Source organism: Streptomyces capoamus (assembly GCF_014654935.1).
GTDB lineage: Bacteria > Actinomycetota > Actinomycetes > Streptomycetales > Streptomycetaceae > Streptomyces > Streptomyces capoamus.
In genome coordinates this window covers 282,689-293,106 of sequence record NZ_BNBF01000007.1, presented here as the reverse complement: position 1 = coordinate 293,106, position 10,418 = coordinate 282,689, and the positions used below count along the sequence as shown (strand labels likewise).

Sequence of the window (10,418 nt, the reverse complement as noted above, 5' to 3'; positions counted from 1 at the left end):
CGTACAGCTTCTTCGGGTTCGTGAAGACGCCGACGTGCTTGACCTGGTCGATCAGAGCCTTGACGAAGGCCTGCTGGAGCTGGATGCGGCCCAGGTCGGAGCCGTCGCCCACGCCGTGCCGGGTGCGGACCAGGCCGAGGGCCTGCTCGCCGTCCAGGGTGTGGGTGCCCGCCCGGAGGTCGAGGTGGCTCTGCGGGTCCCGGATGTTCTTGGTGGTGGTGACCCGGACCCCGCCGAGGTCGTCGATGAGCTTCTGGAAGCCCTCGAAGTCGACCTCCAGGTAGTGGTCCATGCGGATGCCCGTGATGGACTCCACCGTCTTCACCGCGCAGGCCGCGCCGCCGGTGGAGTACGCCTCGTTGAACATCACGCCGGACGCGGCGGGGTGGGCGGTGCCCTTGGTGTCGGTGCACCGGGGACGGTCGACGAGGGTGTCCCGGGGCATCGAGACCACGCTGGCCTTCTTGTGGCCCTCGTAGACGTGGACGATCATCGCCGTGTCCGAGCGGGCGCTGCCGTCGTCGGTGCCGCCGCCGAGCTTCCTGTTCTTCCCGGTGCGGGTGTCCGAGCCCAGGACCAGGATGTTCTCCGAGCCGTTGTCGATCTTCGTGGGCCGGTCGCTGCCGAGCGCCTGGTTGATGTCGACGCTGTGGAGGTTGCCGTTGAGCTTGAAGTAGAGGTAGCCGGCGCCGGCGCCGCCCAGCAGGACCACGCCCGCGGCGCTCCAGGCCGTGGCGCGCATCGCCTTGCGACCGGTGCTGGGTGCCTTGCGGCGGCGCCCCTTGCTCCGGCGGCGCTGGGTCGTGCCCGGCTCGGGTATGGCGGGCTGAGTGCTCTCGGCGGCCACATCGCTCCTAGGTCTCGGCGGTCGGTTACCCCCTGCGGTCAGGGTCGGGCGCGGTCGTCACCACTCCATCGTCGCTCCGCCCGGTCAGACGGAGAAACTCGGAAAAGGGTTGCACAACGCCCAGCGCGCCCCGCGTACGGCGATGTGCACACAACGTAGTCAGCGGGACCGCTCGGACCGCGCTCACCTGCGGCTTCGGCCCGGTCGGCGGCACGGCCGGAAGCCGTCGGCCGCCGGCCGGCCTGTGGCGAAGGTCTCGGGGGCGCACCCCGGCACAGGCGTCGTCCGGCCGGGCACCCGGCGCACGGCCGGGCCGGCGCGTGGGTCCGCGCCCGGGTCCGCGCCCGGATCCGCCGTCCGGCCCGAACCGGGCGCGCGCCGCGGCGGGTTGAGGCCGCCCGCGGCAGGGACGGCGGCGGAACGCACGAGGGCCGCCCCCCGGTGCGGGGAGCGGCCCTCGGTCACGGCGTACGGACGGCTGCCTGCGGCGTGCCGCCGGCTACGGCGTGCGGCGCGGACGTCAGTCGTTGCCCGGCGTCGGCGTCGTCTTCTGGATCTGCATCAGGAACTCGACGTTCGACTTGGTCTGCTTCATCTTGTCGAGGAGCAGCTCGATCGCCTGCTGCTGGTCCAGCGCGTGCAGGACGCGGCGGAGCTTCCAGACGACGGCCAGCTCCTCGTTGCCGAGCAGGATCTCCTCCTTGCGGGTACCGGACGCGTCCACGTCCACCGCCGGGAAGATGCGCTTGTCGGCGAGCTTGCGGTCGAGCTTGAGCTCCATGTTGCCGGTGCCCTTGAACTCCTCGAAGATCACCTCGTCCATGCGGGACCCGGTGTCGACCAGGGCGGTGGCCAGGATGGTCAGCGAGCCGCCGTCCTCGATGTTGCGCGCGGCGCCGAAGAACCGCTTCGGCGGGTAGAGCGCGGTCGAGTCGACACCACCGGACAGGATGCGGCCGGAGGCGGGCGCCGCCAGGTTGTAGGCGCGGCCCAGACGGGTGATGGAGTCGAGCAGCACGACCACGTCGTGGCCCAGCTCCACCAGGCGCTTGGCCCGCTCGATGGCGAGCTCGGCAACCGTGGTGTGGTCCTCGGCCGGGCGGTCGAAGGTCGAGGAGATGACCTCGCCCTTGACCGACCGCTGCATGTCGGTGACCTCTTCCGGACGCTCGTCGACGAGGACGACCATCAGGTGGCACTCGGGGTTGTTGTGCGTGATCGCGTTGGCGATCGCCTGCATGATCATGGTCTTGCCGGTCTTCGGCGGGGCCACGATCAGACCGCGCTGGCCCTTGCCGATCGGCGACACGAGGTCGATGATCCGCGTGGTCAGCACGCCCGGGTCGGTCTCCAGGCGGAGCCGGTCCTGCGGGTAGAGCGGGGTCAGCTTGTTGAACTCCGGTCGGCCGCGGCCGTGTTCGGGCGCCATGCCGTTGACCGAGTCCAGGCGGACCAGCGCGTTGAACTTCTCGCGGCGCTCGCCCTCCTTGGGCTGCCGGACCGCACCGGTGACGTGGTCACCCTTGCGCAGGCCGTTCTTGCGGACCTGGGCGAGGGAGACGTACACGTCGTTCGGGCCCGGCAGGTAGCCGGAGGTCCGGATGAAGGCGTAGTTGTCGAGGATGTCCAGGATGCCCGCGACCGGGATCAGGACGTCGTCCTCGGCGACCTGCGGCTCGGCGATCTCGTCACGGCCCCGGCGGCCCCGCCGGTCGCGGTAGCGGCCACGGCGGCCACGGCGGCCGCCCTCGAAGTCGTCGTCGTCCTGCGGGCCGGCGTTGCGGTCCTGACGGCCGCCGCCCTGCTGCTGGCCCCCCTGCTGCTGCCGGTCCTGCCGGTCCTGGCGGTCCTGCCGGTCCTGGCGTCCGCCACCCTGGCCCTGCTGGTCGTCGCCCTTGTTGCGGCGGTCGCGGTCCCGGCCGCGCTCGCGGCGGTCCCGGCGGCCACGGCCCTCGCCGTCACCGGCGTCGCCCTTGGCGTCGCCCTGCTGCTGCGACTGCTGCTGCGCGGGCGCCTCGGCCTTGGACTCGTTCCTGGCCTCGGCGGCGGTCTCGGCGCCGCCCTGGGCCGGGCTGCCCGCCTCGGCGGTGGCGCGGCGGCGACGGCGCTCGCTCGGGGCGTCCTCGGAGGCCGGCTGGCCGGGGATCTCGATCTGCTGCTGGGCCACGGCCTTCTCGGCGGGCGCCTCGGTCCGGGCCTCCGCCTTCTTCGCCGCGCCGTCGCCGCTCTCGGCGGACTCGGCGGACTCGCCGGTGCGCGTCTTGGAGGTGGCCCGGCGCTTGGGCTTGGTCTCGGTGGCGGTGTCGGCCTTGGAGGCGGGGGCTCCCCCGGCGCCCTGCGCCTCCTTGATGACCTCGATCAGCTGGCTCTTGCGCATCCGCGCGGTGCCCCTGATCCCGAGGCCCGAGGCGACCTGCTGCAGCTCGGCCAGCACCATGCCCTCGAGGCCGGTACCGCGGCGCCGCCGGGAGCCGGCACCGGTGGCAGGCGCGGAGGCGTCCGTGGCGGGCGCGGCAGCGGTCTCGTCGACACGTGCGCCCATCAGATCGGTGGTGTCGCTCACGAAGGGTCCTTCCCTGGAGCGGACGTCGGCCTGTCTGGCTCGGCGACCGGTTGTGCTGTCCGGCTACGGTTCTGTCTTCTGTGAACCGTGCCGGGGCGGTGGTCCGCCTAAGCGGCGGAAGAAATGTGCGGTGATCGGCGCTTCCGCGAGCCGTGACACCCAGTGTCACGTGGCGTGGTAGCACCGGCTCCGGGGCGTGCCCGGCGGCCCGCTCAGTGTCCGCATACGACGTACTGCCCAGGTACGGCGCAAGGAACACGGAGTGGCGCGGGAGACTCCCGGAAGAATGTCTGTCCCGGACGGGGACACGAGGCACCTCGCCATGGTGGGGTCGGGTGCAGACTTGAGGTTAACACTACCGGATCCAACAAACATTCCCCCTCTCCAAATCCGGCAACCGTGTGTCAGGTCGCGAGCGGCAGCACGCTCGCTCCCCGGGCGTCCAGGTCCAGCCGGTTGGCGGCCCAGCCCCCACCCGCGAGGTGGGAGACCTTGTCGGCGCTGCCGGCGTCGGCGAGGGCGAGGACGGTGGGCCCGGCGCCGGAGATCACGGCCGGGATGCCGTCGGCGCGCAGCCGCTCCACCAGCGCGGCGCTCTCCGGCATGGCGGGGGCGCGGTACTCCTGGTGCAGGCGGTCCTCGGTGGCGGGCAGCAGCAGCTCGGGGCGCCTGGTCAGGGCCTCGACGAGCAGGGCGGCACGGCCCGCGTTGGCGGCGGCGTCGACATGCGGGACGCTGCGCGGGAGCAGACCGCGCGCGGTCTCGGTCAGGACCGGCTTCCCGGGTACGAAAACCACCGGAACGATGGAATCGTGCGGCTCCATCCTGATGGCGCGGGCGGTGCCGCCCTCCATCCAGGACAGGGTGAAGCCGCCCAGCAGACAGGCGGCCACGTTGTCCGGGTGGCCCTCGATCTCGGTGGCCAGCTCCAGCAGCGCGGCGTCGTCCAGACGGGCCTCGCCGCCTATGGTCACCGCGCGGGCGGCGACGATGCCGGCACAGATGGCGGCGGAGGAGGAGCCGAGGCCCCGGCCGTGCGGGATGCGGTTGGCGCAGACGATCTCCAGGCCGCGGGGCTGTCCGCCCAGCAGGTCGAAGGCCGTGCGCAGGGAACGGACGAGCAGGTGGCGCTCGTCCCGCGGGAGGGTTTCGCTGCCCTCACCCGCGATGTCGATGTGCAGCCCGGAGTCGGCCACCCGGACGACCACGTCGTCGTAGAGCCCCAGCCCGAGGCCCAGGGCGTCGAAGCCCGGACCGAGATTGGCGCTGGTGGCGGGGACGCGCACCCGGACGGCGGCGGCGCGGAACGCTGGACCGGCCATCGCTCGAAGACACTCCTTGAGCTGCGTGGCGGTCGAATGGCATCGAGGGACTCGGTGGACATTCGACCGGTGTGCGGTGGACATCCGATGACGTACGACGGACCCGTCGGGCCGCGGAGACGGCGCGGCACGTGCCATGCGCGAGGCATGTGCGAGGGCGGGTTCGGTACAGCCTATCGAAGGAAGGTTCTGTGGCGACATAGGGCGCACAGGAGGCGCACGATGCGTGTCGTAAGCCCCTTGTGCACCCTGTCAGGGATCACCCGGATCCGGGGCGCTCGGGCCGGGCCCGGGCGCTCGGCCCAGGCGGTCGGCCGGGGCGCTCGGGCGAGGCCCGGGCGCTCGGCCGGGGCGGCCGGATCCGGGGCGCTCAGGCCAGGCCCAGGCGCTCGGCCGCGGTGGCCGCGTCGACCGGGACGGTGACCGGCTGCGGGGCGCCGGCGACGGCCCAGTCGGGGTCCTTCAGACCGTTGCCGGTGACGGTGCACACGATGCGCTGGCCCGGGTCGACCCGGCCCTGCTCGGCGGCCTTGAGTAGACCGGCGACGGACGCGGCGGAGGCGGGCTCCACGAAGACGCCCTCCTGAGCAGCCAACAGGCGGTAGGCGCGCAGGATCTCACGGTCCGTCACCTCGTCGATGGCCCCGCCGGACTCGTCGCGGGCGGCCAGCGCGTACTGCCAGGAGGCCGGGTTGCCGATGCGGATGGCGGTGGCGATGGTCGACGGGTCCTTGACGACCTCGCCGCGCACGATCGGGGCACTGCCGGACGCCTGGAAGCCCCACATGCGAGGCGTCCTGCCGGCGATGCCGTCGGCGGCGTACTCCTTGTAGCCCTTCCAGTAGGCGGTGATGTTGCCCGCGTTGCCCACCGGCAGGACGTGGATGTCGGGCGCGTCGCCGAGCATGTCCACGATCTCGAAGGCGGCCGTCTTCTGGCCCTCGATGCGCACCGGATTGACCGAATTCACCAGCGCGACGGGGTAGTTCTCGCTCAGTTCCCGCGCGAGCGTGAGGCAGTCGTCGAAGTTGCCGTCGACCTGGAGGATCTTCGCGCCGTGCACGAGGGCCTGGCCCATCTTGCCGAGGGCGATCTTGCCCTGCGGCACCAGGACGGCCGACACCATGCCGGCCCGCACCCCGTACGCGGCGGCGGAGGCGGAGGTGTTGCCGGTGGAGGCGCAGATGACCGCCTTCGCCCCCTCCTCCTTGGCCTTGCTGATGGCCATGGTCATGCCCCGGTCCTTGAAGGACCCGGTGGGGTTGGCGCCCTCCACCTTGAGGTGGACCTCGCAGCCCGTGCGCTCGGAGAGCACCTGCGCGGGCACGAGGGGCGTGCCGCCCTCGCGGAGCGTCACGACCGGCGTGGTGTCGGATACCGGCAGCCTGTCCCGGTACTCCTCGATGATTCCGCGCCACTGGTGGGTCATTGCTGGTTACTCTCCTTCAACCCGCATGATGCTGGCGACACCCCGCACGGTGTCGAGCTTGCGCAGTGCCTCGACGGTCCCGGAGAGGGAGGCGTCGTAGGCCCGGTGGGTGACGACGACGAGGGAGGCCTCGCCGTCCTTGCCCTGCTGCCGAACGGTGTCGATCGACACGCCGTGTTCGGCGAAGACGGTGGCGACCTGGGCGAGCACGCCCGGTTTGTCGGCCACGTCGAGGCTGATGTGGTACCGGGTGACGACCTGGCCCATCGGGGAGACGGTCAGGTCGGCGTACGCCGACTCACCCGGCCCCGTGGTCCCGTTCAGCCGGTTGCGGCAGACCGCTACCAGGTCGCCCAGCACCGCCGAGGCGGTGGGCGAACCGCCGGCGCCGGGCCCGTAGAACATCAGCTGCCCGGCCGCGTCCGACTCCACGAAGACCGCGTTGTACGCGCCGCGGACGGAGGCGAGCGGGTGGGTGAGCGGGATCATCGCGGGGTGCACGCGCGCGGTGACGGACGTACCGTCCGCGGAGCGCTCGCAGATGGCGAGCAGCTTGATGGTGCAGCCCATCTCCTTGGCGGAGCGGAAGTCGGCGGCGGTGACCTCGGTCATGCCCTCGCGGTAGACGTCGTCCAGGCGCACGCGCGTGTGGAAGGAGATGCCGGCGAGGATGGCGGCCTTGGCGGCGGCGTCGAAGCCCTCCACGTCGGCCGTCGGGTCGGCCTCGGCGTACCCCAGCGCGGTGGCCTCGTCGAGCGCCTCCTGGTAACCGGCGCCGGTCGAGTCCATCTTGTCGAGGATGAAGTTGGTGGTGCCGTTGACGATGCCGAGCACCCGGTTGACCTTGTCGCCGGCCAGCGACTCGCGCAGCGGGCGGATCAGCGGGATGGCCCCGGCGACGGCGGCCTCGTAGTACAGGTCACGGCCGTGCTCCCCGGCGGCGGCGTGCAGGGCGGCCCCGTCCTGGGCGAGCAGGGCCTTGTTGGCGGAGACGACGGAGGCGCCGTGCTCGAAGGCGGTGGTGATGAGCGTCCGGGCCGGCTCGATCCCGCCGATGACCTCCACGACCACGTCGATGTCCCCCCGTTTGACGAGGGCGGTGGCGTCGGTGGTGACCAGGCCGGGATCGATGCCCTCGCGGACCTTCGAGGGCCGCCGTACGGCGACGCCCACCAGCTCCACGGGGGCGCCGATCCGGGCGGCGAGGTCGTCGGCGTGCGTCGTCATGATGCGCGCCACCTCTGAGCCGACAACCCCACAGCCCAGCAGCGCCACCTTCAGCGGACGCGTACGCATCATCCGACCTCGTTTCCTCATACCGTCTACGGTTGGACCAGTCTCACTCACCGGACGGCAGTTTCTCCCCTTGGTCCGGATCGTGAGACATCTATTTCATTTGTACGGGGGCGTAAGACCGTAGATCTTCCGCCCCGCGTCTGCGCGGGGTGCCGGTCAGCCCGGTCAGCCCGGTCAGCCGACGTCGAGCCGCAACAGGTCCTCCTCGGTCTCCCGCCGGACGATCACCCGGCCCGCGCCGTCCCGCACGGCGACGACCGGCGGCCGCAGCACGTGGTTGTAGTTGCTGGCCATGGACCGGCAGTACGCGCCGGTGGCCGGTACGGCGATGAGGTCGCCGGGCGCCATGTCGGCCGGCAGGAACGCGTCCTTGACCACGATGTCCCCGCTCTCGCAGTGCTTGCCGACCACCCGGGCGAGCATCGGCTCGGCGTCGGAGGCGCGGGAGACGAGCGCGACGCTGTACTCCGCGTCGTAGAGCGCGGTGCGGATGTTGTCCGACATGCCCCCGTCGACGGAGACGTACGTGCGCAGCCCGGCGAGCGGCTTGACCGTGCCGACCTCGTAGAGCGTGAAGGCGGTGGGGCCGACGATGGCCCGCCCCGGCTCGACGGAGATCCGCGGCGTGCGCAGCCGGGCGGCCTCGCACTCCCGGGTGACGATCTCGGTGAGCGCCTTGGCGATCTCGTGCGGCTCACGCGGGTCGTCGCCGCTGGTGTAGGCGATGCCGAGGCCGCCCCCGAGGTCGATCTCGGGCAGCTCGACCCCGTGCTCGTCCCGGATGTCCCTCAGCAGCCCCACCACCCGGTGGGCGGCGACCTCGAACCCGGACATGTCGAAGATCTGCGACCCGATGTGCGAGTGGATCCCGATCAGCTCCAGCCCGTCGAGCTGCAGGGCCCGCCGTACGGCCTCGGCGGCCTGCCCGCCGGCGAGCGGGATCCCGAACTTCTGGTCCTCGTGGGCGGTGGCGATGAACTCGTGGGTGTGCGCCTCCACCCCCACGGTGATCCGGATCTGGACCTTCTGCCGCTTCCCCAGCTCCTGCGCGAGGTGCGCGACCCGCACGATCTCCTGGAAGGAGTCGAGCACGATCCGCCCGACCCCCGCCTCGACGGCACGGCGAATCTCCTCGACGGACTTGTTGTTGCCGTGGAAGGCGATGCGCTCGGCCGGCATCCCGGCGGACAGGGCGGTGGCCAGCTCGCCGCCGGAGCACACGTCCAGGTTGAGCCCCTCCTCGTGCAGCCACCGCACGACGGCCCGGGACAGGAAGGCCTTCCCCGCGTAGAAGACGTCGGCGTCCGGACCGAACGCGGTACGCCAGGCCCGGGCGCGCGCCCGGAAGTCGGTCTCGTCCAGGACGTAGGCCGGGGTGCCGAACTCCTCGGCGAGCCGGGTGACCGGAACACCGCCGACACTGACCACGCCGTCCTCGCCGCGCGTGACGGTCTCGGCCCACACCTTCCGGTCCAGGGCGTTGAGGTCGGCGGGCGGCGCGGAGTAGTGGCCCTCGGGCAGGACGTCGGCGTGGCGGGGCCCGGCGGGATGGGCGGAACGACTCATGACGTGACTCTCAGACTCTCTGTCCCTCCGGGGCCCATCAGCTCGCCTCAGAGGTATTCGGGTGCGTCGATGCCGAGCAGGGACAGGCCACCGGCCAGCACCGTCCCGGCGGCTTCGGCGAGGGCCAGCCGGGCACGGTGGGCGGCCGAGGGTTTCTCCTCACCCACGGGCAGCACGCGGGGCAGCAGGGGCAGCACGGCATCGGCGACGGTGACGAGATGCCGGGCGAGCCGGTCCGGGGCACGGTGGATGGCGGCCGCGGAGAGGATGCGGGGGTAGTCGGCGAGGGGCGCGATCAGCCCCCGGGCACCGTCCACGGGACCGGGCTCGGCGTCGAACCCCAGACGGGCGGCGTTGCGCCCGAGGGCCCGGACACGGGCATGGGCGTACCGCACCCGGAACAGCGGATTGCCCTCCCGCTGCACGAGGTGCTCGGCGGTGATCCGGGGCCGATCATGCGCGGCGGGGTGCAACAGCGCCCACCGCGCGGCATCGGGCCCCAGCGGGGCGGGGTCCTCGGGGGCGGGGACGGGGCGCAGGTCGACGGGCGCGGGCTCCGCTTCCGGGGTGGGGCTCGCCTGCCGTGTGGGCAGGGGCCGCGGGTAGACGGGCTCGGCCTCCGGGGCGGGCGCGGGCCGCAGGTCGGCCAGCTCCACCTCTGCGGCGGCGGGCGTGGTCGGCAGGCCTACGGGCTCGGCCGCCGGGACTGGCACGCGCCGCGGTTCGACGGACTCGAGCACCGGAACCGGCACGCGCCGCGGTTCGACGGGCTCGACCACCGGAACTGGTACGCGCCGCGGCCCGACGGGCTCAACCACCGGAACTGTCACGCGCCGGAGTTCGACGGGCTCGCCGTGCTCTACGGTGGCCCGGCCGCCCTGCGCCGCCACGAGCCGGACGACGGTGTCGGCGACGACCTCGGCCCGCACCTCGTACGGCACCCTCAGCGCGACGACCTGCCCGGCGAGGGCGTCGCCGTATCCGTACCGGGCGCCCTGCCGCCGAATCTCCCGCACCAGCCCGGCGACGGGATCGACCTGCGCGTCGAGGCTGATGTTGAGGAACCCCGGCCCGGTGACGACGACGTCCCGGACCCCTTCGGCACCTGCGAGCCGGGCTCGCACGATCTCCGCCACCCGCCGCGCCGGCTGCCCGGCCGGCCGGGCGAGCTGCAACGCGATGCTGGTGGCGAAGTCCCCGCACCCCCCGGGCCCCGGCACCGTCACCACGGCCCGCTCGGGCACGGTCACATTCAGCTCCCCGTCATCGACAGCACGACGCACCGCGCTCAGCACGGTACGGGACAACTCGACGGGGGTCACGGGACAAGGGTAGTGGGGGATGAAGGGTACGGAGGGGGTGGGTTGGCGGGGCCGGTGGAGGCTGGCCGGCGGT

At 72.6% G+C, this 10,418-nt stretch carries 7 protein-coding genes; all 7 read right to left on the bottom strand.

Annotated elements, in window-relative coordinates:
• Window positions 1–847, bottom strand: an 847-nt coding sequence (locus IE312_RS14380) for an LCP family protein (protein WP_229899722.1), incomplete at its 3' end; no start/stop codon positions are given.
• 520 nt (window positions 848–1,367) lie between these two features.
• Window positions 1,368–3,410: a transcription termination factor Rho gene (gene rho / locus IE312_RS14375; RefSeq protein WP_189981744.1), complete on the bottom strand. Its 2,043-nt coding sequence runs from the start codon at window positions 3,408–3,410 to the stop codon at window positions 1,368–1,370.
• A gap of 404 nt (window positions 3,411–3,814) precedes the next feature.
• Entirely contained in the window at window positions 3,815–4,732 is a 918-nt protein-coding gene (gene thrB / locus IE312_RS14370; protein ID WP_189981742.1) for a homoserine kinase, read from the bottom strand.
• Between the two features lie 370 nt (window positions 4,733–5,102).
• Window positions 5,103–6,161 (bottom strand): threonine synthase, encoded by a 1,059-nt coding sequence (gene thrC, locus IE312_RS14365; RefSeq protein WP_189981740.1) that lies wholly within the window; start codon window positions 6,159–6,161, stop codon window positions 5,103–5,105.
• A 6-nt stretch (window positions 6,162–6,167) separates the two neighbouring features.
• A complete protein-coding gene (locus IE312_RS14360; RefSeq protein ID WP_189981842.1) occupies window positions 6,168–7,457 on the bottom strand; it encodes a homoserine dehydrogenase in 1,290 nt (429 codons plus the stop codon).
• A 174-nt stretch (window positions 7,458–7,631) separates the two neighbouring features.
• On the bottom strand, window positions 7,632–9,023 hold the full coding sequence (gene lysA, locus IE312_RS14355; RefSeq protein ID WP_189981738.1) for a diaminopimelate decarboxylase: 1,392 nt from the start codon (window positions 9,021–9,023) through the stop codon (window positions 7,632–7,634).
• A gap of 47 nt (window positions 9,024–9,070) precedes the next feature.
• Window positions 9,071–10,345, bottom strand: coding sequence for an ArgS-related anticodon-binding protein NrtL (gene nrtL, locus IE312_RS14350; protein WP_189981736.1), 1,275 nt, complete (start codon window positions 10,343–10,345; stop codon window positions 9,071–9,073).
• Between the last annotated feature and the right edge of the window lie 73 nt (window positions 10,346–10,418).